Origin of the sequence: Christensenella minuta (genome assembly GCF_003628755.1) — a bacterium.
In the GTDB taxonomy this organism is placed as follows: domain Bacteria; phylum Bacillota; class Clostridia; order Christensenellales; family Christensenellaceae; genus Christensenella; species Christensenella minuta.
Genome location: NZ_CP029256.1, coordinates 2,511,502 through 2,536,404, shown reverse-complemented (window position 1 = coordinate 2,536,404; position 24,903 = coordinate 2,511,502). Strand labels below are relative to the sequence as shown.

General features: G+C 54.6%; 23 protein-coding genes, 1 pseudogene and 1 riboswitch. Of the genes and pseudogenes, 11 read left to right on the top strand and 13 right to left on the bottom strand.

Going from position 1 to position 24,903, the window contains the following annotated elements; genetic code table 11:
* Positions 1 to 62: 62 nt before the first annotated feature.
* Together B1H56_RS12100 and B1H56_RS12095 are read right to left on the bottom strand one after the other, a co-directional pair.
* The gene (locus B1H56_RS12100) at positions 63 to 866 is read right to left on the bottom strand and encodes a TIGR03915 family putative DNA repair protein (protein WP_066520891.1); all 804 of its coding nucleotides are present in this window, start codon (positions 864 to 866) and stop codon (positions 63 to 65) included.
* Positions 867 to 1,006: 140 nt separating this feature from the next.
* A complete protein-coding gene (locus B1H56_RS12095; protein WP_066520888.1) occupies positions 1,007 to 2,329 on the bottom strand; it encodes a putative DNA modification/repair radical SAM protein in 1,323 nt (440 codons plus the stop codon).
* Positions 2,330 to 2,525: 196 nt separating this feature from the next.
* On the opposite strand from B1H56_RS12095, the gene B1H56_RS12090 reads away from it, so the two are divergent.
* The gene (locus B1H56_RS12090) at positions 2,526 to 2,735 is read left to right on the top strand and encodes a hypothetical protein (RefSeq protein WP_066520885.1); all 210 of its coding nucleotides are present in this window, start codon (positions 2,526 to 2,528) and stop codon (positions 2,733 to 2,735) included.
* A 54-nt stretch (positions 2,736 to 2,789) separates the two neighbouring features.
* Here B1H56_RS12090 and B1H56_RS12085 read toward each other — a convergent pair whose 3' ends face one another.
* Together B1H56_RS12085 and B1H56_RS12080 are read right to left on the bottom strand one after the other, a co-directional pair.
* Complete coding sequence (locus tag B1H56_RS12085) at positions 2,790 to 3,239, bottom strand: sigma-70 family RNA polymerase sigma factor (protein ID WP_066520882.1); 450 nt, start codon at positions 3,237 to 3,239, stop codon at positions 2,790 to 2,792.
* Between the two features lie 16 nt (positions 3,240 to 3,255).
* On the bottom strand, positions 3,256 to 3,504 hold the full coding sequence (locus tag B1H56_RS12080) for a hypothetical protein (RefSeq protein ID WP_066520879.1): 249 nt from the start codon (positions 3,502 to 3,504) through the stop codon (positions 3,256 to 3,258).
* A gap of 293 nt (positions 3,505 to 3,797) precedes the next feature.
* On the opposite strand from B1H56_RS12080, the gene B1H56_RS12075 reads away from it, so the two are divergent.
* The 3 genes from B1H56_RS12075 (at position 3,798) to B1H56_RS12065 (ending at position 7,345) form a co-directional block, all read left to right on the top strand.
* Entirely contained in the window at positions 3,798 to 4,124 is a 327-nt protein-coding gene (locus B1H56_RS12075; RefSeq protein WP_066520878.1) for a helix-turn-helix transcriptional regulator, read from the top strand.
* 121 nt (positions 4,125 to 4,245) lie between these two features.
* The gene (locus B1H56_RS12070; RefSeq protein WP_066520875.1) at positions 4,246 to 4,722 is read left to right on the top strand and encodes an ImmA/IrrE family metallo-endopeptidase; all 477 of its coding nucleotides are present in this window, start codon (positions 4,246 to 4,248) and stop codon (positions 4,720 to 4,722) included.
* A gap of 121 nt (positions 4,723 to 4,843) precedes the next feature.
* Positions 4,844 to 7,345, top strand: coding sequence for a transporter substrate-binding domain-containing diguanylate cyclase (locus tag B1H56_RS12065; protein ID WP_066520872.1), 2,502 nt, complete (start codon positions 4,844 to 4,846; stop codon positions 7,343 to 7,345).
* Positions 7,346 to 7,405: 60 nt separating this feature from the next.
* Here the strand turns inward: B1H56_RS12065 and B1H56_RS12060 are convergent, their stop codons facing one another.
* The 4 genes from B1H56_RS12060 to B1H56_RS12045 all read right to left on the bottom strand — a co-directional run bounded on the left by B1H56_RS12060 (position 7,406) and on the right by B1H56_RS12045 (position 12,132).
* Positions 7,406 to 8,065: an anaerobic ribonucleoside-triphosphate reductase activating protein gene (locus B1H56_RS12060; RefSeq protein WP_066520869.1), complete on the bottom strand. Its 660-nt coding sequence runs from the start codon at positions 8,063 to 8,065 to the stop codon at positions 7,406 to 7,408.
* Positions 8,062 to 10,161: a ribonucleoside triphosphate reductase gene (locus B1H56_RS12055; RefSeq protein WP_066520868.1), complete on the bottom strand. Its 2,100-nt coding sequence runs from the start codon at positions 10,159 to 10,161 to the stop codon at positions 8,062 to 8,064. The genes B1H56_RS12060 and B1H56_RS12055 overlap by 4 nt, the downstream gene beginning before the upstream one ends.
* Before the next feature lie 154 nt (positions 10,162 to 10,315).
* A riboswitch (cobalamin riboswitch) is annotated at positions 10,316 to 10,480 on the bottom strand.
* Positions 10,481 to 10,621: 141 nt separating this feature from the next.
* The gene (locus tag B1H56_RS12050; protein ID WP_066520864.1) at positions 10,622 to 11,389 is read right to left on the bottom strand and encodes a 4Fe-4S binding protein; all 768 of its coding nucleotides are present in this window, start codon (positions 11,387 to 11,389) and stop codon (positions 10,622 to 10,624) included.
* A gap of 29 nt (positions 11,390 to 11,418) precedes the next feature.
* Positions 11,419 to 12,132: a TetR/AcrR family transcriptional regulator gene (locus B1H56_RS12045; protein ID WP_066520858.1), complete on the bottom strand. Its 714-nt coding sequence runs from the start codon at positions 12,130 to 12,132 to the stop codon at positions 11,419 to 11,421.
* 193 nt (positions 12,133 to 12,325) lie between these two features.
* On the opposite strand from B1H56_RS12045, the gene B1H56_RS12040 reads away from it, so the two are divergent.
* From B1H56_RS12040 to B1H56_RS12020, 6 genes and pseudogenes are all read left to right on the top strand, one after another.
* Positions 12,326 to 14,635 (top strand): ABC transporter ATP-binding protein, encoded by a 2,310-nt coding sequence (locus B1H56_RS12040; protein ID WP_066520856.1) that lies wholly within the window; start codon positions 12,326 to 12,328, stop codon positions 14,633 to 14,635.
* Positions 14,632 to 16,509 carry an ABC transporter ATP-binding protein gene (locus B1H56_RS12035; protein ID WP_066520854.1) on the top strand — a complete coding sequence of 626 codons (1,878 nt, stop codon included), beginning with the start codon at positions 14,632 to 14,634 and terminating at the stop codon, positions 16,507 to 16,509. Before B1H56_RS12040 ends, B1H56_RS12035 begins: the two co-directional genes overlap by 4 nt.
* 93 nt (positions 16,510 to 16,602) lie before the next feature.
* Positions 16,603 to 17,037, top strand: coding sequence for a hypothetical protein (locus B1H56_RS12030; protein WP_066520851.1), 435 nt, complete (start codon positions 16,603 to 16,605; stop codon positions 17,035 to 17,037).
* Positions 16,985 to 17,476, top strand: a pseudogene (locus tag B1H56_RS15205) (YbaK/EbsC family protein); the annotation flags it as partial. The gene B1H56_RS12030 and the pseudogene B1H56_RS15205, both read left to right, overlap by 53 nt.
* A 36-nt stretch (positions 17,477 to 17,512) precedes the next feature.
* Entirely contained in the window at positions 17,513 to 18,064 is a 552-nt protein-coding gene (locus B1H56_RS15200) for a GNAT family N-acetyltransferase (protein WP_258106738.1), read from the top strand.
* Positions 18,064 to 18,411, top strand: coding sequence for an arsenate reductase family protein (locus B1H56_RS12020; RefSeq protein ID WP_066520848.1), 348 nt, complete (start codon positions 18,064 to 18,066; stop codon positions 18,409 to 18,411). Before B1H56_RS15200 ends, B1H56_RS12020 begins: the two co-directional genes overlap by 1 nt.
* A 283-nt stretch (positions 18,412 to 18,694) precedes the next feature.
* Here the strand turns inward: B1H56_RS12020 and B1H56_RS12010 are convergent, their stop codons facing one another.
* The 5 genes from B1H56_RS12010 to B1H56_RS11995 form a co-directional block, all read right to left on the bottom strand.
* The gene (locus B1H56_RS12010; RefSeq protein ID WP_066520841.1) at positions 18,695 to 19,144 is read right to left on the bottom strand and encodes an aminoacyl-tRNA deacylase; all 450 of its coding nucleotides are present in this window, start codon (positions 19,142 to 19,144) and stop codon (positions 18,695 to 18,697) included.
* A 34-nt stretch (positions 19,145 to 19,178) separates the two neighbouring features.
* Positions 19,179 to 19,658, bottom strand: coding sequence for a Cys-tRNA(Pro) deacylase (gene ybaK, locus B1H56_RS12005; protein ID WP_066520838.1), 480 nt, complete (start codon positions 19,656 to 19,658; stop codon positions 19,179 to 19,181).
* 125 nt (positions 19,659 to 19,783) lie between these two features.
* Positions 19,784 to 19,936, bottom strand: a complete 153-nt coding sequence (locus tag B1H56_RS14660) for a hypothetical protein (RefSeq protein WP_156468705.1) — start codon at positions 19,934 to 19,936, stop codon at positions 19,784 to 19,786.
* 167 nt (positions 19,937 to 20,103) lie between these two features.
* The gene (locus B1H56_RS12000) at positions 20,104 to 21,900 is read right to left on the bottom strand and encodes a M3 family metallopeptidase (protein WP_066520835.1); all 1,797 of its coding nucleotides are present in this window, start codon (positions 21,898 to 21,900) and stop codon (positions 20,104 to 20,106) included.
* Between the two features lie 162 nt (positions 21,901 to 22,062).
* On the bottom strand, positions 22,063 to 23,118 hold the full coding sequence (locus tag B1H56_RS11995; protein WP_066520832.1) for a transaldolase family protein: 1,056 nt from the start codon (positions 23,116 to 23,118) through the stop codon (positions 22,063 to 22,065).
* Positions 23,119 to 23,379: 261 nt separating this feature from the next.
* Here B1H56_RS11995 and B1H56_RS11990 point away from each other — a divergent pair, with 261 nt between their 5' ends.
* On the top strand, positions 23,380 to 24,885 hold the full coding sequence (locus B1H56_RS11990) for a rhamnulokinase (protein WP_066520828.1): 1,506 nt from the start codon (positions 23,380 to 23,382) through the stop codon (positions 24,883 to 24,885).
* Positions 24,886 to 24,903: the final 18 nt, after the last annotated feature.

Here is a 24,903-nt window from a genome sequence, read left to right as displayed (position 1 = left end):
GAGCTCCCTCCCTTATGGATAAGAAGACCGGCCGTAGGATATAGTATATCACAAAGCCCCGCCTATGGATGTGCCTTGTTTGCCTCGGGAAGGATTTTTGCGGGCGGCGCAGCCTGCCTTACAAGCGCGTTTTTTTCCACGGCAAACTCCGTCATGTTTTCCCAATAGCGTTTAGGCATCTGCGTCATGCGGCAGCGCGGGTTTTCGCGGCCGGGAACGGCGATGGTCCCATAAAACATACGCCACAGCGCACGGAACCTGAGCTCTTCCTCATCCGGGTCGGGCAGCGTGAACCGCTCCGCCGAAAAAATTTGCGTCTTCCCTTGTTCGTACACCAGCACGTCGCCGTGTGTTTTATCATAGATCAGGAAATTTTCATCCGGATAGCGTCCGCAAAAATGCGGCGCCAGGAGGGGCAGCACGTAATTTTTCGGCGTGATCTGCGCGGCGAGGACCTTATCATGGATGGAAAAACGGATGAAACCCGTTAACAGGTGGGCCTCGCCCGTCAGGTGCTTGACCGCTTTCATGAGCGCATTTACCACGCCGTCCGCCAGCATACCCATCACCTTGGGGCCGTACGCATAGCCCATACGCAAAAAAAGCACGATATATTTCTCTTTCTCCGGCAGACAGGTCAGGAATGCCTTGCGCACAAAATCAAGCGCTTCCGCGCCCATTTTTTGGGGAATGGAAACCAGCACGCGCCGCGCGTGTATGAGGTCCGTTTCAATGGTCCGCGTCTCAAACACCGACGTTTGGAAATTGCCGGGGCCAGAAACCCCTTCCGGGACCTCTTTGCGGGCTATGCTTTCAAACACACAGCATAAAAGGCCGTCAAAGCTGCCGTCGTATCGATAGATCATCTCGTCCTCCTGCGCCTCTGCCGCTCCGTTCTTCCGGCGCGGCGTCCTCTCCCCCCGGGCGGCTCCTCCGTTTTGTCTTCAGCGCCCTACGCGCCACTTTTTACATAGCGGCGGCAGGCGGTTTCTAAGCGCGCTCTGCGTTACATTTGCCCGCTGAGGCATTTTTGCAGTTCGCCCGTCAGGACCGCCGGAGGTTCAAAAAATGAGACCTGCTTGCTGCCGTCTGCGGAATACCCGCTCTGCCGGTATAGTGAGAGCGTTTTTTGGGACATCATCGCGCACAGCACTTCCTCCTGTGAAAAGCGTGTGCCCGCCTCCATCTTTCCCCGGCAGGTGATGAAATATTTCGCCCTCTTCAGCACCACGCCGAGCTTCTTCAGCCCTTCAAAGGTAAGCGCGCACGTGCGCCGTGCGGAAAGGATGCGCCGCGCGCTCGTGACCCCGACGCCCGGCACGCGCAAAAGCTCTTCATACGAAGCGCGGTTCACCTCCACCGGAAAATATTCCATGTGGCACAGCGCCCAGTTGCATTTGGGGTCGATAAACGGGTTGAATGTCTGGTGCTGTTCGTCGAGAATCTCCCCGGCCGTAAAATGGTAATAGCGCAGCAGCCAGTCGGCCTGGTACAGCCGGTGCTCGCGCAGCAGCGGGGGCTTGGTGCCGACCGAGGGCAGGAGCGAATTTTCCACCACCGGGATATAGGCAGAAAAGAACACGCGCTTGAGCTGGTATTTTTTATACAGCCCTTCCGCGAGGTTTAAGATTTGGAAATCCGTCTCGGGCGACGCACCGATAATCATTTGCGTGCTCTGCCCCGCGGGGGCAAACCTCGGCGCGTGTTTATAAAGCGCGAGTTCCTGCGTATTCTGCCGCTTCCTGTCGCGGATAAAGCCCATCGGGTTTAAGACCGCTTCTTTGGTTTTATCCGGGCAGAGAAGCTTTAAGCTACTGCCCGAGGGCATTTCGATATTGACGCTCATCCTGTCGGCGAGCAGGCCGAGCTGCGTAAGAAGCCCGTCCGCCGCGCCCGGGATCGCCTTGGCGTGTATATATCCGGAAAAATGGTATTCCCGGCGCAGGATGCGCAGCGCCTCGATCATCAGCTCGCAGGTATAATCCGGGCTTTTCACCACGCCCGAGCTCAGAAAAAGCCCTTCAATATAATTGCGGCGGTAAAAATGCATGGTGAGGTCCGCCAGCTCGCGCGGGGAAAACATTGCGCGCCTCACATCGTTTGATTTGCGGTTCACGCAATATTTGCAGTCGAAAATACAATGATTGGTGAGCAGCACCTTTAAAAGGGAAATACACCGTCCATCCGCCGCGAAGCTGTGGCAGCAGCCGCCCGAAGCGGCGCTTCCCGTCTGCCCGCGCTTTGCGGTGCGGTCCACGCCGCTCGAGGTACAGGCAACGTCGTATTTGGCCGAATCGGTAAGTAATTCAAGCTTTGCAAACAGGTCCATTCCGCGCCTCCCGTCCTTTATTATATTCTATCGTAGCACGACAGGTATACAACCGGGGGCAAATCCGCACATTAAAATGCAGAAATTAATTTTTGCGGTATACTGTTTTCCAAATATTTTTTATTTTCCGGAATAATCTTTCCATATCGGGGTATGTATATACAAACACATAACGAAAGGTAAAGGAGAAATTATCATGGAATATAAAGTGATTGTAAGAGACCGCGAGACCGGCGAAGAAAAATACATCAAGGGCCTGAATAGGGCCGACTCGGAAAAAGAAGCGCTCACGCAGGCAAGGGACGCAGGAAAACAGGTGTATATCAGTTGGGCCGACGCAAATGGCCGCAGCGGCTACCTGAACCGCGACGGCATGACGGATAAGTGCCCGGGCGAGCCCTGGTAAAACAATACGCGTCATCTCCCCGCAGGGCGGCCATACGGCCGCCCTGTTTTTTCCTTACCCCCCGCACGCGGCCCGCAGCAGGCCCAGCAATCTTTTTTTCATGCGCTGCGTCTGCCGCTCGGAATAGCCGATTTGCTCCGAAATATCCGCGATGGAAGCCCTCTCGATATACCGCAACCGGACGTATTCCTTTTCGCTTTCGCTGAGTTCCGCTGCGTCGATCCGCTGCTGCAGCCCGTCAAATTCGGTATAGAGCCATCCCAAGGCCTCTGCCGCCTTCTCAAGCCGCGTATCGTAAATGTCTACCATTTTTTGCACGACGCAGTACACCGGATCGCCGCGGAGCTTCATCCTTTGGCTTCCCCCTTCCGGCCTGGGTGTCCGCAGGAGGCTGTCCATGCAGGCGTATTTTTCCGCCACGATTTCCCGTATGTTTTTCCTGCTTTCATCGATCTGGCGTTTCAAGCTGCCGTACCGGCACAGCATTCTTTCCATTTCGTCCATTTGTCCTCTCCCCCGTTCAGCGCCGCCGCGCGTTTTCAAAATAAGCGACCAGCCGCTCGCACTCCCTGATCTCGCGGTCGTAATAATCAAGCACATCTTCCTTGATGTCCAGACCGAGCCCGCACAGCTCCTCCACATCCCGGCGCTCGTCCTCAAGCATGCACAGGCGTTCCTCCGCTTCCTCCTGCCGGGCGCACAGCGTACGGGGATATTCCTCTCCTGCCGCTATATAATTCCTGATATAGGGCGCATCCGCGACCTTCATCCGCGATCACCCGCCTTCCGTATCCTGCGGACCGGCCTCTTTTTCCATTGTTCCCGCTTCGCAATTTTGACAAACGGCAGATCCGGTTCCATTTTCTTCTTTTTCATATTCCCTCCATATATTAGCAACCTTAATATTAGTTTACTTAATATTACCGCTGAATTTTGCATTTGTCAACACTAAATATTAATTTTTCTAATATTTGTTTCGTTGAAAAACCGCCCATGATTCAGTAAAATAGAAATATCAGCAAAGTTAATATAAGTATTCCTAATATTCGAGGTATTCCCCCCATGAATCGAATCAAAGAATTGCGTAAGGGCAAGGGTATGAAGCAAACCGACCTTGCCAGGCAGCTTGGCGTAACGCAGGGCGCGTTATCCGGCTGGGAAAATGAAAATTACGAGCCGGACATCAAAGCCCTGAAAAAGATGTCTGAAATTTTCGGCGTCTCCGTAGACTTTATCCTCTGCCTGACGGACGAGCCGGCTTCCGAAGGCGCCGCCGACGAAACGCTTGTGGCGCTTTCCGCGCCCAAGGGCTACGACCGCCTTACCGAAGACGAACGCCGTGAGATCGAGGAGATCATTGCGATCTATAACAAGCGCAGGGATTCTTAAAAAAAATTTTTCCGCAGCGGCGCGCATGACATGAAAAGGCATTCCCTCCTGTTATAATGAATTTGCAGCATTACGCGGCAGGCATGGCGTGTCTTCCGCAGCAAGGGGGTGGAATCTGACCATGTTAAGCGACATTCTGGAAGAAGAGCTGGGGAAAAACGATATTTCCCTTGAAACCTATACGTTCCGCAGCGACTTTAACGCGCTCACCGTGGGAAAGACTATTTTTCTCAGCAGCAGTCTCGATAATACGGCTCAAAGGAACGCTGTCACAGCGCACGAGCTTGGCCACCAGTCTACGTGCGCCATTAACCTATTGGAAGCGGACCCGCACATCCAGAACAAATATGAATACATGGCCGACCGCTGGGCGGCGCAGAAGGTCATGCCCATTGGGCGGCTTCTCGACGGGTTTAAGCGCGGCCTGCGCACGGCGCAGGAATTTTGCGAATTTCTCGAGATCGACGAACTTTTTTCCGCCGCAGCCTCACAGTCTATTCCAGGATGTACGGAATATCGCACGTTTACAAAGGGTACCTGTTCCGCTTTGACCCTTTCGATATTCACAATTTATAATATTTTATCTTCTTGTAGTTAGAAAGCAAAAATATTATAATATAAGTTAGGTATTGTATGGGACAGGCGTTTGCCTGTCCGCTATTATTATTGTAGCCGCGCCCCTCCCGCTACCGGAGCCGGCCTCCTACGGGAAACAGATTATGCAAACACAAATAAGGTCTTCGGCAAAATTGAAACTGTTCCTGTGCCTGCTGCTTACGGCCGCCCTCCTCCTTTTCATGGAGGCGCCCGCCGCAAACGCCATGGCCAAAGGCACCCGCACCGTGCGGGTTGCTTTTCCGATCCAAACGGGGCTTACCCAGCTTGACGAATATGGGAATTACTCCGGCTATACTTACGAATATCTGGAGGAGATCGCCCAGTATACGGGGTGGAATTACGAATTTGTTGAGGTTTCCGGCGATCCTAACGAGAGCCTCCTTACCCTGATGGACATGCTGGAAAAGGGAGAAATCGACCTGATGGGCGGAATGCTTTACAGCGAGGAACTTGGCCAGCAGTATGACTACGCGAGCTACAGCTACGGCTCTGTGGAGACGATCCTGCAGGTGCTTCACGATTCCCCGCAGGATATTACCATCAATTCGCAGGCGCCCCAGACCTTCCGCATTGCCGTTGCCGGCAAGGGCGGACAGCGTGAACAGGAGCTGGAAGATTATTGTAAAATGAATATGATTACTCCGGTGTACGTCCGCTGCGAAGGCAGCGAGGAACAGCTTGAAGCCCTGAAAAACGGTACGGCGGATATGATGCTCAACGTGAGCATGAATTATATTGAAGGAGTGCGGACCGTAGCGCGTTTTGCGCCCAAGCCCTTTTACCTCGTTACCACCAAGGGGAACGACAGCGGCCTGATGGAGGAACTTAATTCTGCCATTCTCAGCGTGGAGCAGGCCAATCCTTCTTTTTCCTCCGGGCTTTACGAAAAATATTTTTTCCCCGCAAGCGATACGCTGTACCTGTCCGACTCTGAAGCGGCGTATGCCAGTACGGCTGAGCGCCTCCGGGTGGGCGTCCTTGTTGGGCAGCCCCCTTACCAATATCAGGATGAAAACGGTGAGCTTAAGGGGATTTCCATCGGTCTTCTCGATTATATTTCGCAGCAGACAGGCCTTGAATTCGAGTTGATTCCCTTCGATTCGCGGGACGAGATGTATGCTCTGGCGCAAAAAGGCGGGCTTGATATCGTTGCCGGAATTCCTTATAATTACGATTTTGCCCGTGAGCACGGCGTATCGCTCGCCCAGCCTTATGTGTCTTCCCAATACCTGCTGATGATCGATAAGGAGCTAAGCGAGAACTCAATCAAGGGGAAACGGCTCGCCCTGCTTTCGACCAGCACCTATAAGGGAGAGTTCGCCGGGAACGTCGTTCCTTTCGATTCAACACTCGCCTGCATCCAGGCGATTACCAGAGGAGAGGCGGATTACACCTATGTGGATGCCTACACCGCGCAGTATTATACCAACCTGCCCCAATACCGCAAGTTCAAGCTGGTCCCCCAGACCTACGAACCGCGCAAAATTTGTTTCGGCGTGGTCAAGCCGGGCAATTGGGACCTTTTGTCCATACTCAATAAGATCAACTCTACCATTTCCGAAACGGATATGCAGTCCATCATCAACCAGAACATCACGCAGAAGCCGCCTGCCTCCCTTGGGGATTTCGTGTTTGAATATCCGGTAGAATCCGTGGCGGTCATCGCGGGTATTTCTATTGCGATCATTGCGATCCTGCTCATTTTCCTGCGCCAGCGGGCAAAGATGAATAGGAAGAACGCGCTGGAGCTGAAAAAGCATTTCCAGGTATACGCGCTTATGAACGAATATTTCTTTGAATATAACTACGATACGGATATCATGTTCGTTTCCATCCCGCCAAAAGAGGGTGAAAACCAACCGGCGCTGCTTGAATTTAATTCCAAGGACCTAAACGGCAAAGACGCAGAAAAATACCGGGCGTTCCTCGATATCATCCGTTGCCGCGAAGACGGCATCCACGAGGTCCGCCTGTTGTGTACCGATGGCTGCCGGCATTGGCTGCGTATCGCCCTTGAAACAGTATGCGACAACGACAGGCCCGTCTATGCCATCGGAAAGATCAACGTAATCGATAAAGAAAAGCGGGAAAAGGAAACGCTTCTTAAAAAATCACAGCATGACAGCCTGACGCATATCTATAACGCGGAGACCAGCTTTGAACTGGTCAGCGAAGCCCTTACAGGCCTCGGCAGCGGTGACATGGGCGCCTTGCTTTTGATTGATGTTGACCACTTCAAATCGATCAACGATACCTACGGGCACCTGCACGGCGACGAAATACTCAGGGAGGTGGCTTCCCTGCTGGAGGGCAGCTTCCGCAAGGAGGATATTGTCGGGCGGCCGGGCGGCGACGAGTTTATCGTCTATATGAAGAATATCCGCGACACCCGGACGCTGACGGAAAAATGCGCTTCCCTGTGCGCGCAGATGCACGGTATCTCTATAGAGCCGGGGAAGCACCTCACGGTCAGCATCGGCGCAGCGGCTTCCGCAGGGGGAATGACTTACAGCAAGCTTTATCAGCTCGCGGACCGTGCTCTTTACAAAGCAAAAGAGCTGGGCCGCGACACCTTCTACCTTTCAGATGGCTCCGCCGGCTAACAAAAAAACATAATAAAACGGCTGTGGGATATAAACCCGCAGCCGTTTTTCAATCCTTTTTCAGCACCGCGCAAGGGTGTTCGGCTGGATGCCTTTCAGCCCCTCCGCCATCCGCGCGACGTCCTGCGGCGTATAGACCCGCAGCTTTTCGATCCGCACCGGGCGGTAAAGCTGCAAAGCATAAAGGGGCAGCGGCGAAACAGCCTCCGCCATCTCCCGCAGCTCCGCTTCGCTGATCTCGGGAATCACCGTGGTCCGCAGTTCCCATTCGATCCCCGAATCCCACAGCAACCCGAGCGTTTCTAAAAAGCCGTCCGCTCCGGCCCCGCAGACCTCCGGATAGCGGGCAAGCGGCGCTTTGTAATCCATTGCCACATAATCCACAAGGCCGCCGTCAAGCAGCCTGCCCACCATTTGTGGATTGCTTCCGTTGGTATCGAGCTTTACGTCGTAGCCAAGCTCTTTCAGCGTTGCCGCAAACCCTGCAAGGTCTTTTTGCAGGGTGGGCTCTCCGCCCGAGATCACGACCCCGTCAAGCAGCCCCGCGCGTTTTTCAAGGAAACGCAGCACCTCGCCGTTGTCCTTGAAATCCGCGGCATCCAGCAGGCCGCGGTTATGGCAGAATCCGCAGTCGTAATTACAGCCCGCCGTAAACACCACCGCCGCAAGGCGGCGCGGAAAATCGATGGTCGCCGTTTTCAGCAGTCCCGCGATGTTCAAACGCCCTGCTCCCTGATCTGGTATTTGATCCGCTCGTCATATTCTTTCTTTTTGCCCTTATGGAAATTCTGCACCGGGCGCAGGTAACCGACTACGCGGCTCCATACCTCCGTATCCTTTCCGCATTCCGGGCAGGTAAACTGTTCGCCGTCGAGATAGCCGTGCTCCTGGCAGATGGAAAAGGTGGGCGTAAGCGAGATATACGGCAGCTTATAATTGGTGAACACCTTGCGGATCAGGTTTTTCGCCACCTCGACATCGGAAATGCGCTCGCCGAGATACAGGTGCAGCACCGTGCCGCCCGTATAAAGGCTTTGCAGCTCGTCCTGCAGGTCCATCGTCTCGAAAATGTCGTCCGTGAACCCGACCGGGAGCTGTGTAGAATTGGTGTAATAGGCGACGTCCTCGTCTCCCGCGCAGATAATATCCGGATACTTCTTTTTATCCAGCTCCGCGAGGCGGTAGCTTGTGCCCTCCGCAGGCGTTGCTTCGAGGTTGTAGAAATGCCCCGTTTCTTCCTGAATCTCCGTCATCAGGCCGCGCATATAGTTCATGATGGAGACCGCGAATTCCTGTCCTTTTTCGGTCGTAAGGTCGGTGCCGTCACCATAGAAATTCAAAAGCGCCTCGTTCATTCCGAGGATACCGATCGTATTAAAATGGTTATACCAATACTGGCCTGTGCGCATTTTCACGTTGCGCAGGTAGTGGGCCGAGAACGGATACAGGCCCCGTTCCGTCTGGTGCTCGATCATCTTGCGCTTGATTTCGAGGCTGTTTTTCGCCAGCATCACCATCTGCCACAGGCGCGCCTTGAACTCCCCTTCGGATTTTGAGAGGTACCCGATGCGCGGCAGGTTAATGGTAACGACGCCGATCGAACCTGTCATGGGATTCGAGCCGAAAAGACCGCCCCCGCGCTTGCGGAGCTGTTTGGTGTCAAGCCGCAGGCGGCAGCACATGGAAAGCGCATCCTCGGGCGAAAGGTCGGAGTTGATATAATTGGAGAAATACGGAATACCGTATTTGCATGTGATCTCCATGAATTTATTTACCACCGGGCTGTCCCAGTCAAAATCGCCCGTCACGTTGATGGTGGGAATGGGGAAGGTGAATACGCGCCCGTGCGCGTCCCCCTCGAGCATCACTTCGCAGAAGCACTCGTTGAAAAGATCCATTTCCTTCTGGAACTGCCCGTACGTCTCGCGGCGCACCTTGCCGCCCACGATCACGGCTTCGTCCTTTAAGGTGCGCGGAACGACGATATCGAAGGTGAGGTTTGAAAACGGACACTGGAAGCCCACGCGCGTTGGGACGTTGATATTAAAGATAAATTCCTGCAATGCCTGCTTGACCTCTTTTTTGGTCATGTTGTCATAGCGGATAAAGGGCGCGCAATAGGTATCGATCGACGACCAGGCCTGCGCGCCAGCGGTCTCGCCCTGCGTGGTGAACGTGGAATTTACCACCTGCCCCAAAAAGGAGCGCAGGTGATTGGCCGGGGAGGACTCCACCTTGCCGGGCACGCCGCCGAAGCCGTCCGAGAGAAGCTGCTTTAAATCCCAGCCCGCGCAGTACGGGCCGAAGAACCCAAGGTCGTGGATGTGGAACGCGCCGCCCGTGTGCGCCTCGCGCACCTCCTGCGGATATACCTCGTGCAGCCAGTATTGCTTGGTGAACGTTTCCCGCACATAGTTGTTCATACCGTTGATAGATTTCTGCGTGTTGGCGTTCTCTTTGATCTGCCAGTCCTTATCGTCGAGATAATCGGAGAACATATCGATCGTCGCGCCGATGAGGGCGTTACTCTCCCGTGCCGCGCGGCGTTTTTCACGATAGAGGATATAGGCCTTCGCGGTCTTCGCGTGTCCGCGTTCGATGAGAACCTTTTCTACAAGGTCCTGAACCTCCTCCACGTCCGCGATCTCCGTTTTCAGGCGCAGGTTCGCAAGGTCCACCACCTCGTTCGAGAGCTTTTGCGCCGTATCAAAATCGTCCCCGCCTACGGCGGTAACGGCATTAAAAATGGCCCATGTGATTTTTTCCTTCTGGAAATTTTCCGTGCTTCCGTTTCTCTTTCTGATCTGCGTAATCATAGCTGGTTCTCCTTCTCCGGAATAAAAGTTGGTTTGACAGGTGCCGCATCCATTGCCGCGCAAAAAAAGCGGGCGCGTATTTGTACGCGCCGAAGTGCAGGCCTTATGCTACCGATACCGATGGAAAAGACCGGGCCTTTTGATGCCATGCTCCGTGGCGCTGACGCTTCGGGCAGATATTCTGGCTCAAGCCTCAGGCGCGCCGCACGCCTTCCCGGAGCTTCCTCCAGTGGCATATCGTGCATTGCTCGGCTTTTACAGCGGCGGGACCGCGCGGGATTTCCACCCGACTTCCCTTGCCCGAAACACAAGATGCTGTGTTTAAATATTTTTAAGATACGTATATATTGTATTGCCCGGGCGATATAAAGTCAATACAAATCTATCCCCGATTTTTCTCTGCAATTACAAAAGCGCTCCACAGAGCGCTTTTCTTTCATAAAAATTTATGAATTCTTTCTCAGGGCAGGAACAGCCTCGCTTCTTTTTCCGTTTTTGCCAGTTCCTTTTCCAGCTTGCGCGTCACCATACCATAGACCGGTCCGCCCACTTTACGCGCATGGACGGGACAGGCGTGCACACACGCAAGACAGCGGATACACTTTTTCGCGTCCGTCTGCCGCGGCATTTCCGGCGCAACCGCTCCCGCCGGGCACACGCGTACGCACGCCCCGCAGGCCGTGCATTTTTTATCTCCTTTGGGGATAAACGGCGCAACCTGGAACGAACGGTACGGCCGGTTCCCCGGCAGGGAAAGCCCTTTCCCGTCCTTTTCCGCCATCGACGCTTTCGCGCTTCTCCCAAACTCTTCGGCGATCAGCAGGTCGTCCGCATCCGGCCGTCCCGCTGCGATCTTCGCGGAAAACGTATGCTGGGCGACGAAGGCCGCCGCCGCTACGCCGCGAAATCCCTGCTTTTCGCACCGGCCGGAAAGCTCCAAAAGCGCGTCGTCAAATTCGCGGTTGCCGTAAACCGCCGCAAAGACGGCGGGCGTACCGTCTCCGTGCAGGCCGCGCAGCAGATCGTCAGGCAGCTGTGGGACGCGTCCATAGTAAACGGGCACGCCGACCACCACAAGATCGTCCGCGGAAAACGTGTACTCCCGCGCCCTCGTTTCCCGGTCGGTCAGATTCAGCTCGCCGTAGCTGCCGATCCCCCGCGCGACCGCGCACACATACTGCTTCGTTCCCCCGGTGGGGCTGAAATAAATTGCCGTTAGGTTCCCCATTTTTTCCACTCCTTTATTTAGACAGCCGGTCAACGCGTTCCCTGCCGCTCCCTGCCGGCCGCTTCATGCGCCGTTCTTCCGCTCCCTGCCGGCCGCCGTTCGTTCCGCTCTGCCTGCCCCTCGTCGCGGCACCAGATATCCGTAAGGCTGAGGCCCGGATGGGCGCGCAGCTCGGGCTTTACATCCAGCATTGCCTCCACGCTGCTGCGGATGTAAAGCGGCAGGTCGAACGTGCCGTTATGTATGCACCACATAAACAGTGTGCTGACAAACGTCTGGTGGATCATCATGCACAGCGTTTGCGGGTCGGAGGAATTCCGGATTTCGCCTGCCGCCTGCCCCTTTTCGATAATCCCGGCCTGCATTTTCATATGTTCGCTCCGGCGGTGGCCGCCGCGGAACGTTCCCACATCGTGATTGATGTTTTTGATAAAAAGCTGCCGGGAAATTTCCGTCCCGGATTCGCTTATACGGTCCAAAAAAGGTTTATAAGAAAGCCAGAGCTGTTCCACATAGTTTTCCGCATTCAGCATCTGCACGAAGTATTTCGTGCCAATGTCGTAGGGCAGCTCGTAATAGTCTTTCAAAAGCTCGTCTTTTGATTTGAAATAGTAATAGAAGGTGTGCTTGTTTACGCCGCTTTGTTCGCAGATTTCATTGATCGTCACGTTCTCGAAGCCGCGTTCCTGGAACAGCTTCAGCCCGATTTCCTTAATTCTTGTTTTTGTGTCTTTGCCTGCCATTTTAATTACTTCTTTCGCAAGATTCTAAAACGAGATTATCACATTTATGCAACCTCGTCAATAAATTTAATAATCTTATTGACATTTTTATGCAACCGCAGTATCATAAACGAACGGAAGTATCGGGAAGAATCGCCGCGGAATATCCACGGCAGGAAACGGCTCTATAGAAAGAAAGGAAAAACGACATTTTATGAGGCGCATCATCAAGTATATGAAGCCCTATGCCGCACTGGTGCTGGCGGCGGTCCTGCTCCTGTTCGGGCAGGCATACTGCGATTTATCGCTGCCCAACTATATGTCCAGGATTGTAGACACGGGCATCCAGCAGGGTGGGATAGAAAATGCGGTCCCCGCCGCCGTGAGCGAGGGTACAATGAACACGCTCCTTGGATTTATGGACGAAGGCCAGCAGTCCCTGGTGCGGGAAAATTACACGCTCGTCACGAAAAACAGCGCCGATTACGACGCCTACCTGACAGAATATCCCGCGCTTGCGGAGGAAAATGTGTATGTGGAAAGCAAAATAAGCGAAGAAACGGACGCTTCCCTCAATACGGCTTTTTCCAAGGCGTTCGCCTCTGTCTCTGCGATCGACCAGATTGCGGGAGCGTCGCAGGAGGGCTCGGACACCCTTGCGCTCGATAAACAGCAGAATGCGGACGGGTCCGAAAAAACCGCGCAGATTCCCGAGGACCTTTTGAAATTCATGGCTTATTACGCGCAGCAGCCCGAGGGAACGGACTTTTTTGCCGCGCTCAATTCCTATCCGGATTCGCAGGCCGTATATAGTGCGCTGTCCGGCCTTTTAGAGGAAAAGCTTGGGAGCATGGACGAGAGCCTGCTGACGCAGACCGCCATTCCGGCCGTAAAACAGGAATACCAGAATCTGGGTCTTGACCTGGCGGCCATCCAGCAGGACTATATCTGGCAGAACGGCGGCTTCATGCTGCTCTTGGCCCTCGGCTCTGCGGCATGCACGGTTGTGGTGGGCCTGCTTGCGGCAAAGGCCGGCGCGGGCATGGCGCGCGACCTGCGGCAGAAAACCTTTACCAAGGTGGAAAATTTCTCCAATGTGGAATTCGACAAGTTCTCCACCGCGTCCCTCATCACGCGCAATACGAACGACGTGACCCAAATCCAAATGGTGGTTATCCTGATGATCCGCATGGTGATCTATGCGCCGATCATGGGCGTTGGCGGGGTCTTTATGGCACTCAGCAAGAGCGTATCCATGTCGTGGATCATCGCGCTTGCGGTCATTGTGCTGCTCGGCTTTATCGGCTCGATCTTTGCGATCGTGATGCCCAAATTCAAGAAGATGCAGTCTCTTGTGGACCGGCTAAACCTTGTCATGCGTGAAAGCCTTTCGGGTATTATGGTCATCCGCGCGTTCAATACGCAGGACTTTGAACTCAAACGTTTCGACAATGCCAACAGGGACCTGACCCATAACCAGCTTTTCGTGGGCAGGGCCATGGCCCTGCTGATGCCGGTCATGACGATCATCATGAACGGTATTTCCCTGCTGATTATCTGGGTGGGCGCAAACCAGATCGCCACGTCCTCCATGCAGGTAGGGGACATGATGGCCTTCATGCAGTATGCAATGCAGATCGTGATGGCCTTCCTGATGATGTCGATGATGTTCATCATGCTGCCCCGTGCATCCGTTTCCGCCCACCGTATCGCGGACGTACTGGAAACGGAGCCGGAGATCCACGATCCTCAGAACCCGAAGCATTTTGAGGACCCAAGAGGGCTGCTCAAATTCAACGACGTGTGCTTTGCTTATCCGGGCGCGGAGGACAACGTGCTCACTGACATCGATTTTACGGCAGTCCCCGGCCAGACGACGGCCTTTATCGGGCCGACCGGCTCGGGAAAATCCACAATTGCAAACCTGATCCCGCGTTTTTACGACGTATCGTGCGGCAGCGTTACTATCGACGGCGTGGATATACGTGACGTGACGCGCCACGAGCTGCGCGACCAGATCGGTTATGTGCCGCAGAAATCCATTCTGTTCTCCGGGACCATTGCTTCCAACCTGCGCCTTGGGGACGAAAATGCAAGCGATGAAATGCTCAGCACCGCCGCCGAGGAGGCGCAGGCCTCGGAGTTTATCAATAAAAATCCGAACGGCCTCGAGGCAAGCATTTCACAAGGCGGCGCCAACGTGTCCGGCGGCCAGAAGCAGCGGCTTTCGATCGCGCGGGCGCTCGTCAAGGACCCGAACATTTATGTGTTCGACGACAGCTTTTCCGCACTCGACTTCAAGACGGACGCGAAGCTGCGCGCAGCCATCCGCGAGCAGATCAAGGATAAGACCGTGCTGATTATCGCGCAGCGCGTGGGCACCATTATGGATGCGGACCAGATCATCGTGCTCGACGAAGGGAAGATCGTCGGCAAGGGCACGCACAGGGAATTGATGGAATCCTGCGAGACCTACCGCGAGATCGCCCTGTCACAGCTTTCGGAGGAGGAATTACAGTCATGAGTGAAAATACAACGAAACGGCCTCCGTCGGGGGCAAGGCGCGGGCCTGCCGGCGGCCCGGGCCACGGCGTTCCCATAGTCGGCGCAAAAGCAAAGGATTTCAAGGGCTCTATGGGCCGCCTGCTGAAATATATTGGCAAATACAAGGTTGCCGTGATCGTCGTTTTCATTTTCGCGGTCGCTTCCGCCGTGTTTTCCATCATTGGCCCAAAACTGATGGGCAACGCGACGACCGTCCTTTTCGAGGGAGTCATGGGCCAGATCAGCGGATCGGGCGAAGGCATCGATTTCGTGCGCATCGGCCAGATTCTCATTATGCTTGTTATACTTTACGGCATATCCGCCCTGTTCGGCTATATCCAGGGCTATATTATGACCGGAGTGGCCAATAAGGTGACTTACCGCCTGAGGAAGGACATCAGCAAAAAGGTCAATACCCTGCCGCTTTCCTATTTCGACCGCAACAGCCACGGCGACGTGCTGTCGCGCGTGACCAACGACGTGGATACCATCAGCCAGACGCTCAACCAGAGCCTCTCGCAGATCATTACATCGGTCACGATGGTGGTCGGCGTGATGGTGATGATGTTTACCATCAACTGGGTGATGACCCTCGTTGTGCTATGCATCGTGCCCATCGCTTTGGCGCTCATTTTCCAGGTAGTAAAACGCTCACAGAAATTTTTTAAGCAGCAGCAGGACTACCTTGGCTCGGTCAACGGGCATGTGGAGGAAATGTTCGGCGGGCACAACGTAATCTCCGCCTATAACGGGGAGGAGGAAAGCATCGAGGTCTTCAACGGTGAAAACGAGAAGCTTTATGCGGCGGCATGGAAGGCAAACTTTATGTCCGGCCTGATGCAGCCCATCATGGCGTTCATCGGCAACCTCGGTTATGTCGCAGTGTGCGTCCTCGGCGGCTGGTTCGCCGCGCAGGGTACCATCACTGTCGGTAACATCCAGGCCTTCGTGCAATATGTGCGCAACTTCACGCAGCCGTTGTCCCAGCTTGCGAACATCTCCAACATTCTTCAGCAGACGGCGGCCGCATCCGAACGCGTATTCGAGTTCTTAAACGAGCCTGAGGAGCCGCCGGATACAAGCGACCCCGTAAAACCCGGACATGTGGACGGCAACGTGGAATTCAAAGACGTGCACTTCGGCTACAACCCGGACAAAATCATCATCGAGGACTTCTCCGCGAAGGTGAAGCCCGGACAGAAGATCGCCATCGTCGGCCCCACGGGCGCGGGCAAAACCACCATGATTAAGCTGTTGATGCGTTTTTACGACCTCAATAGCGGCGAGATCCTGATTGATGGACATAAATCGACGGATTTCACCCGTGCGGACCTGCGCCGCCACTTCGGCATGGTGCTGCAGGATACGTGGCTGTATAACGATACCATCATGGAAAACATCCGTTACGGGCGTATGGACGCGACCGACGAGGAAGTGATCGCGGCGGCAAAGGCCGCGCACGCGCATCACTTTATCAAGGCGCTGCCCCATGGGTACGAGATGGTCCTCAACGAAGACGCATCGAATATCTCGCAGGGCCAGAAGCAGCTTCTGACCATTGCGCGCGCCATCCTCGCCGACCCGGACATGCTGATTCTCGACGAGGCCACAAGCTCGGTCGATACGCGCACTGAGGCGCTGATCCAGAAGGCAATGGATAATCTCGCGCAGGGCCGCACCAGTTTTGTGATCGCCCACCGTCTCTCGACTATCAAGGACGCGGACCTCATCCTCGTGATGAAGGACGGCGACATCATCGAGCAGGGCACGCACGACGCGCTGCTTAAAAAGGGCGGCTTTTACGCCGACCTGTACAACAGCCAGTTCGCGGCGCCCACAGTGGAAGCATCGTAAAGTGCAGCAATCTTATGCGGGAGGAGGGCAATTGCCCTTCTCCTGTTTTTTTGCCGCGAAACAAATGGTATAATAGGAAAAAAGGAGAACCGCATGGAAGAGCGCAGCCCCAAAATCACGATCGCGACCATACTTGTGACGGCCATTATTCTTGCCGTGGTGGCCTGCATGTTTGTTTATGGCGAGCAGCCGCTTTCCGTAGACGTAGAAAAAGATAAAATCGTGATCCACGGGATGTACGGCATTTCCGTTCCGTTTGCGGATGTGGCTTCCGTTTCCCTTGCGGAACGGAGAATTGGGGAGATCATTCCCCATGCGGCGCGCACCAACGGTTACGGCGGCTTCGGCGGCACGCTCAGGGGGTATTTCAGCTCTGAAGAAGCCGGCGGTTTTATGTTGTTCGGAAGCGCGGACGCCTCTCCCATGCTCCGCATCGTGCGAAAGGACGCCACAGATATCTACATCGGCTATCCGGATGGGGAGAAGACCCGCACTTTGTATGATACGCTGCGGGAACGCCTTTCCTAGCGCAATTATTTTTCATCAGGAGATTCACCATATGGCAATCGACAAGGTAAAAGAGTATTTCAGGACATTCGGCCGGGAGGATGACGTTCTCGAACTGCCGGCTTCCAGCGCGACGGTAGAGCTCGCCGCGCAGGCACTCGGCACCGAGCCCGCACGCATCGCCAAGACGCTCTCCTTCCGCGTGGATGAAGGATGTGTGCTGATTGTATGTGCGGGCGACGCGAAGATTGACAATCCCAAATACCGCGCGCAGTTTGCGTGCAAGGCACGGATGCTCTGCGCAGACGAGGTCGAGGGGATGACCGGCCACGGAATCGGCGGGGTATGCCCGTTCGCCAACCCGGAAGGCGTCCGTGCTTACCTCGATGTTTCCCTCAAGCGGTTCGGCACCGTTTTTCCGGCCTGCGGAAGCGGGAATTCGGCCATCGAGCTCACGCCGGACGAGCTGTTCCAATATGCACACGCCGCCGGCTGGGTGGACGTATGCAAGGGCTGGCAGGAATGGATCCTGCAAACGCCCCGTCTTTTTCTGCGCGAAATGACGCAGGACGATCTTCCCGCCCTGTGCCGCACTTTACAGGACGAAAAGGCCATGTACGCCTACGAGCACGCGTTCAGCGGGGCGGAAGCGCAGGCTTGGCTCGACTGCCAGCTCGACCGCTACCGCCGTGACGGTTTCGGCCTGTGGGCCGTTATTTTAAAGGAAACGGGACAAATGATAGGCCAATGCGGCATCACATGGCAGGACGCAGGCGGCGCGCAGGTGCCGGAGATCGGTTATCTGCTTGAGCGCGCCTATTGGCATCGCGGCTATGCCACGGAAGCGGCGGCCGCTTGCCGGGAATACGCATTCCATACCCTCGGCATAAGCCGGGTTTATTCCATCATCCGGGATACGAATATCCCGTCGCAGCGCGTCGCCAAAAGAAACGGCATGTCGCCCTGTGGCTCGTTTACCAAGCATTATTACGGCATCGATATGCCGCACCTGGTTTTTTGTGTTTCCAAAAAGGAGGAAAATCTGTAATGTTACTGGTTTGTTACCCCAAATGCAGCACTTGCAAAAAGGCGGAGGCATGGCTGGAAGAGCACGGTCTTTGTTATGAGTACCGCGATATCAAGACGCAGCGTCCTACCGAGACGGAGCTGCGCGAATGGCACACAAAAAGCGGCCTGCCCTTAAAACGCTTCTTCAATACCAGCGGCCTGCTTTACAAAAGCATGAACCTGAAAGAAAAGCTGCCGTCCATGACGGAAGACGAGCAGTTCGCGCTGCTCGCCACAGACGGCATGCTCGTGAAGCGGCCGGTCCTGATCGGTCCGCACGGCGTGCTCGTCGGTTTCCGCGAAGAAGAATGGGAAGCGCTGCTGTGACGGCTCCCTAAACTTGCTGGAAAGGATGTGCCCCGCCTATGCTCCGTTTCTTTGCTTTCGCGGCCATCTTTTCTTTTTTCTTGCCTCTTTCACTGATATCGATTGCCATGCCCCTCCTCCAGCCCTGGTTTTCCGCCTTGCGGCGTTTCAAGGGAAAACAAAAAGGGCACGGTTTCCCGTACTCTTTTTCCCTGCTTCCATGTTCGCATTTCATCAAAAATTCGCTGCCGTTTGCATGATAATTACCCAGCATCTTTGGCGGCAGCGAAGGAAGGAAAGCGCTTTATTCCACGAATGCCAGCATATTGTTCAGCCGGATCACATCCTCCGGCCGCAGCTTGATCGTGTAACGCGGGTCGCCCGTGCTGCCGTAAATATAGTCGTGTATCGTCATCCCCTTATCGAACAGGATCGGCAACCCATGACCGATCAGCGGCAGGAACCTCGCCTCGTAGCCCGTCGCCTGCTTGACGATCTTCGGGTCCGCCATACCCTTCACCTTATAACCGAGCACATAGTTGATAGATTCGGTATCCATGCTGTCCCGCCCGGCATTCACGACCATCGCCGCAAGGCCGCGCTCCGTATTGATTACATAAACGGCGGCAACCAGCTCCGCGTCGAAATATTTTGCCGCGTCCTTTGCCCGGGTGAGCGGCTCTTCATGCTCCTGCAACTCGAAAACGACTTTGTTCTCCGCAAGATATTCCTTCAGCTGCTTTAAGTTCATCATGATTGCATCGTTCCTTCAAATATTCTGTCTGTCCTTATTCCCGTACAAGGTCGGCCGTCTGTGCGTGCACCGCGGCGATCAGGTCCTTTGGGGCAAGCTCTATCTGCTGCCCGATCTTTCCCGCGCTCACCAGCATTTCCCGGAGCGCGCCGCACGAGCCGTCAACGACCGTGCCATACGCCTTTTTCATTCCGATCGGCGAGCAGCCGCCGCGGATATAGCCCGTCACCTGGTTCAAATCCTTGACGCGGACCATCTCCACATTTTTTTCTCCGACGGCGCGCGCAGCCTTCTTAAGGTCAAGCTCGCGCTCCACCGGGATCACGAATACGAAATACTGCCGGTCCGCGCCCTGCGTCACCAGCGTTTTATAAACCTTTTCCGGCGGGATCCCCAGCTTTTCCGCGGCAGTTACGCCGTCTACAGGCCCGTCCCCCGCCTCGTAGGAATGCGTTTTATACGGAATCCCCGCGCGGTCCAGCATGCGCATTGCGTTTGTCTTTACGTTGCCCATAAAAGCCTCCCCTATTATTATACCGGGCCGGCATTTTTTTGCAAATATAAACACCCTCCGCGCCGCACACAAAAACCGTTTGCCTGCAATCCCTGCATGCAAACGGTTTCTATCGCTTCCAAAAACTATTTGGACGTTTTGCGCTGCACCGCGTTGTTGGCTTTTGTTCCGGCCTGGTGCATCTTGGACGACGCCTTGCTGACGCCTTCCTTTGTTTTGTCCGCTATCTTTGTCATGACTTCGTCTACTTTTTTCCCAGCTTTTTCCATCGCTTCCATTATAAACACCTCTTGTTTTTGATTAATTCAAAAACCGGTAAGATTCAGCGATACGTTGATTCGTGACGTTCGATTATCCGTGATCCGCCGGTTTTCTTTGGTATAAAGATACACCCCTCCCCCGGACGGAAACATTAAAATCCGCGGGGCCATGCAAACGGCTGCAGTCATGCCGCGTCTACCAGCGCGCCGCTCCATTCTTCCTCCGACAGGTAGGTTTGCAGCAGCTCCGCCATGCGCCGCATCTCTCCTTCGTCAAACGGGCTTGCAAGCCCTGCCGCCTTTGCATTTTCGATAAAGTCCGTGCTCTCTTCCCGGCTGAGGAGCGCCCGATAAGCATCGAGGGCGGCCTGTTCGTCCGTCAGGGAAAGCTCCCACAGCTGGACCGCAATATCGGCCGACGTCGCATAGGCAAACGTGTAGTAGGGCAATTCATAGATATGCGGCACGGTAACCCAGTCATACCTGTACAAATCGTCGTAGAAAAAATCCGCAAGCCCAAAGCGCTCCGCCTGGCGCGCGGCGATCTCTTCCACGGCCCCGGGCGTAACTTCTTCCTTCCCAAGGGAATATACTTCCTGCTCTACCGCCGTATAATAGGCCTGCTGGACAAACGAATCCAACTTATCCGACAGCGCGTTATACTGCATCTCGTATCCGATTTCTTCCCCGAAATATTCGCCGTAGTGGTTTGCCACCAGAAGCTCCAGCGCCTGGGAATAAATTTCCGAAACGTCTGTCGCCTCCGCAGTCACACCCGTTTCAAGGTAGTTATTGAAATGCCCGAATTCATGGATCAGCGTTGTCATGCTGTATTCATCGCCCGTATAAGACATCAGTATGAAAGGCGAATGGTAGCTGTCGAGATAGGTCGTGTACGCCCCCGGGGTTTTCCCCGCACGCGGCTCCCAGTCGATGAGGCCATACTCCCGCATCAGCTGGAAATTGCCGCCGAGCTCGTCATCCATGCCATAAAGCGTCTGCTGCACAAAATCGGCCCACACCTCATATTCCGCTTCCCCTTCGATCGGGTAATCAAACGTCTCGGCATAGACCGGCGCAAGGTATTCCACGATCCCGCCGGTCATATCCGCCATCATTTCAGGCGTATAATCGATACGGTTCTGTGCAAACACCATTTCCGTATAGCTTCCAAACCCAAGTTTTTCAGCAAGCTGCATCCGCGTCCTGACAAGCTCTACATAGATTTCTTCCAGCCCGGGCGCGCACGCTTCGTGCCACGCGGCAAGCGCCGCATAGTATTCATCGGCATCTTCAATCCCGCTGATGTCCTCGTAGGAAAGCTCCTGCCCGTCCCACAGCACCGCAGCGGCCTGCCGCTGCTGCGCATATTCGGAAAGCAGGGCGGACTCCCGCCCGTAAAGCTCCTGCGTTCCGTCCGCGTACCAGTCCTCGTCCTGGACGATATCGTCGAAATATCCCGGCTGCCAGTTTTGTTCGATCTCTTCGCTGAACGGGGAATAATACAGCGCTACATAGTATTCCTCGTACGCCATATCCACCGCGGTGAAGCCCTGCGTGGTATAGGCTTCTTCTGCCAGCCACGTCTCGTCCGTAAGGTCCATCGTGCTCTTCAGCGAGGCGAGGCGCACCATCGTATTGTATTCCTCATAGAGGGCCTCTCCCTCTTCAAACAGGGCCTTTAACTCCTGGGCGTCTTCACACGCGTAAACTTCTTCCGCCAGCCCGCAGAGGCGCGCGGCAGCAGCGTCCGCATCGGGCCGCACATATTCCATTTCGGAAAAAGGCGTGGCGTCCGTGTCCTGCGGGGCGAGCGACGGAAACGGCTGCGGGGAAAAAGACGGGGCCGGCCGCGCGCCGCCGCTGCTTATTTCATCCACCGTCTCCGTAATAATGGTGCGCGCAAGGCTGCATCCGCTTATGAGCGCCGCCATAATAAGAATTGCCGTAACAAGCGCTGTAATCCGAACCTGTTTTTTCATCAAAAGCATCCTCCATTTTATCATTCTACCATAAAACAGCGCAAGCGGGAAACCGCCTTCCGTATCTCTTCACTAAAATAGAAAAATCCCCGGCCAGCCGGGGATTTTTTACACTTGGGGCGCAGCCCTCCATATTCAGCCTCCAGCGAAGGCGGCGCGGTCCTACCGGAACAATACGCGCCGTTCCCTTACCATTGCCGCGGCATTATTCCAGCCTTTGCGCACATAGTTTCTGAAATACAGAGAGGTTGGCACCATGGACCAATGGAGGTATTCCTTGCCAGCATGTGACACTGAATAAGCGAAGGCTGGAAGCTTGTCCGAAAGCTCCGCAAATATTTCTTTGCTTACGCGCTGGCCGATACGGGGAGTAAGAGGCGGATCAAGTTCATTCAGCTTCTGAATGAAATCGTAATTCACGGTAACGGCCATATCCCCCGGAACCATCTCCGTAAAATGATACGCCTCACGGCACCCCCCAAGTATCCGGCAATTTATATCGCGATAATTCTCATACCACGTTTTATAAAGCTCTTTTGCGATTTCGCATCCTGCGTTCGCGAGGATATCCTGATCTATGGCAACGCCATTTGCTTTAACGTACTTTTCCAGGTATTCATCGACGTGCCCGGCTAATATTGTGACGTACAGCCGCGGAACGGCGGTCTTCGCTTTTCTGCATCCGCGGGCATAGGCCTCCATCGCTTCCACGCCATATTGAACGGAAAATCCGCAGGTCGCGAGCGTTGCCCTGCCTTGTGCGGTCATGGTTTCAAGCGCCTGCACCGCTTCCGCCGTCGCCGGAAATTTAACGCGCATATTGGGTACGCCCTGATAAAAACGCCTGGCCTCTTCCACCATAAAATCATAATCCGTATCGCGGTTTGGATTTCCCTGTATCGCTGCCCAGCCAAGCTCGCCCTGCGATTGCTCATACAGCGGCATAAAATATTTCGCGCACCTGCTGACCGCATGCTGGGCCGCAAGCGCAACGATCAGCTGATCGTCATCGATGCCTTCCTTGATATATTTGTCAATTACGGCGACCGTATCGTCCCGTGTCTCCGGCATTGTCAGCATCCGCTGGAGATAATTCCCATTGGTAACCATACCAATCACATTTCCGATTTCCAGCGCCCCCTTCGCTTCGGAAGGCGTTGGATTGTTGACAAAGAAACGGGTTGGGCTTTCTTGTGCGAGACGTTTGGAATAAATCATAATATACCTCCTGTATAGGTTTATTCATAGGATTCGTTTGTTTCCGCTTCCGAACCGCCTGCCGATGCTATTTGCCGGCTTGCACAGGCTTTCGGTTGGTTTGAACCCATTTTACCTTTGGGACATTCCAATTACATTGTCCTGTCTTAAGGAATGCATTGACCGATTATAATGACTGCGTTGACATGCCGCCGCCAGAGAATTAAGATCGAAACAAAGGAAACGCCTTGCCGGGGATTCACACACACAGGGGGAAACAAGATGAAAAGAAACCAGTTGAACCTGCTTGCATTGGATCTCGGATCCAGCAACGGGAGAGGAATACTTGGACGCTTTGACGGAGAAAAGATAACGCTCGAAGAAATTCACAGGTTTGAGAACAGCTATATCGAGATGGGCGGAATGGTATATTGGGACATCCTGCACATTTTTTCCAATATCAAGCGCGCATTCCAAAAATTCAGCCTGATGAATACCGGCGGGCTCGCATGTTTTGGGATAGACGCATGGGGAAACGACTATGGCCTGATCGACAAAAACGGCAGGCTGCTTTCCGACGCGCGCAGCGCCCGGCATACGACTGCTGAAGATATGGAGCGCGTCCATCAGATCGTTCCGGGCCTCGAGCTTTTTTACCAAACCGGTAACTCCAGCTATACGATCAATACGCTCTATCAGCTTTACCGCAGGGTATGCGAAGGCGATCCCGGGATAGAAAATGCCAATGCCATGCTTATGATCCCGGATCTTTTGGCGTTCTTCTGCACCGGAGAGATGCACAGCGAATATACCATCTCTACGACGACGGCCATGTATAATCCGACTTTAAAGGACTGGAACCGCGAGACCATCCGCAGGCTCGGCATACCCGAGCGTATCCTTCAACCGATCGCAGCGCCGGGCACACTTTGCGGTGAGCTCCTGCCCTCGGTTGCGGCTGCCGCTTCTTTAAAGCGCGTTCCATGCGCCCTTGTCGGTTCGCATGATACAGCTTCGGCCGCCGCGGCGGTACCGGTATCGGACAACAAGGAAAACTATGCTTTTTGTTCTTCCGGAACATGGTCTTTATTTGGTATTGAGACCGATACTCCCATTTTCCAGGATGAAATGTATGAGAATGGTTTTTCCAACGAGGGAACGGTGCAGGGAGGCTTCCGCCCGCTTAAAAATATAACCGGGCTCTGGCTCCTCCAGGAATGCCGCAAGGAATGGAGACGCAATGGAAAAGACCTTTCGTACGGCGAAATCACGGCGGCGGCACAACGTTCCGCGCCGCTTCGTTCCCTGATCGACCCGGGCCACAGCGATTTTTTCGGCGTGACAAGTATGCCCGCGCAAATCGCCCAATATTGTAAAAGGACCGGCCAGCCGGTCCCCCGGACGGAGGGCGAGACCGCCCGCTGCATTTGCGAAAGCCTGGCCCTTAAATACCGTTGGACCATAGAGCGCCTCGAGGCCATTACCGGCAGGCCTATAGAACGCCTTTATATTGTCGGCGGAGGAACACAAAACAAATTACTCAACCAAATGACTGCCGACTGCACCGGGAAGCCGGTTACAGCGGGGCCGGTTGAAGGGGCATGCGTCGGCAACCTCCTTACCCAGGCGATGGCGCTGGGAGAGATCTCAAATATCGGCGAGCTGCGCGAAGTTGTCCGCAATTCTTTTATTCTTGAGGAATATGAGCCAAAACAAAGCGCCATGTGGAACGACGCGTTCGAGAGAATGGAAGCGATTTCCGGGAGCAGGGACCTGCCGGAGAAATAAGGTTTCCCCAGTCTATCA